This is a genomic window from Mycolicibacterium pyrenivorans, from assembly GCF_025821625.1.
In the GTDB taxonomy this organism is placed as follows: domain Bacteria; phylum Actinomycetota; class Actinomycetes; order Mycobacteriales; family Mycobacteriaceae; genus Mycobacterium; species Mycobacterium pyrenivorans.
The window spans coordinates 1-705 of the sequence record NZ_JACKSH010000217.1 but is presented as its reverse complement, the minus strand read 5'-3'; the positions used below and the strand labels follow the sequence as shown (position 1 = coordinate 705).

The following is a 705-nucleotide window of genomic DNA, read 5'->3' as shown; positions in this document are numbered from 1 at the left end:
CGCGATGGCCCACCCCAACACCGGCAACGACACACCCGGCCAAAGGTCCGGCACCGTCAGACCCAGGTCCCGAAACCCCACCACGCCAGGGGACTTACCCTCGGGTTCATCCTCCGCGAGTCCGGCGCCAAAATATTGGTCATGCCCGCGCAGCTTCAATCGACCAACTTCCTCGACCGCATACCGGCCTACGCGCAAATCACGACGCTACAGAGCGTGGTTGTGGTGGGTGCCAACGCCGGGCCAGGTTATCTGAGTTGGCCGGAATTGGCGTGCGAGCCCTCTGATTACGCTCAGCCCTCTCCGGATGCCGACGATGTGTGCGTGTTGCTGTACACCTCTGGGACTACATCTGCACCCAAAGGCGTTCAAAACAGCCACAATTCACTGCTGGCAGAACAACGCACACTGCCAGACCTGATTGCCGGTTCGCCAGCGGACACATCGTTGATCGTTTTCCCACCCGGCCATGTTGCTGGCCTCAGCTTCATACTTCGGCCGCTTATTTCGGCGCTTCCGGGTTTTTCGTGGGTTCGGTGGGTCTGTAAGTTAAACGGTGTAACTCCTGAGGAAATAGGAGATCACTGTGACTGATGTGATGATTGATGACGGTCGACGAGAGCCAGGGTTCCCAGGGCGTCGTGCGGCTGGACGAGCTGGATCAGCAGCTGGTCGGGCAGCTGGTGGATCGGGCCCGCTCCGAGG

1 protein-coding gene is annotated in these 705 nt (G+C 60.1%); it reads left to right on the top strand.

The window, feature by feature from the left end; genetic code table 11:
- Nucleotides 1-141: 141 nt before the first annotated feature.
- The gene (locus tag H7I57_RS24000; protein ID WP_264026572.1) at nt 142-594 is read left to right on the top strand and encodes an AMP-binding protein; all 453 of its coding nucleotides are present in this window, start codon (nt 142-144) and stop codon (nt 592-594) included.
- Nucleotides 595-705: the final 111 nt, after the last annotated feature.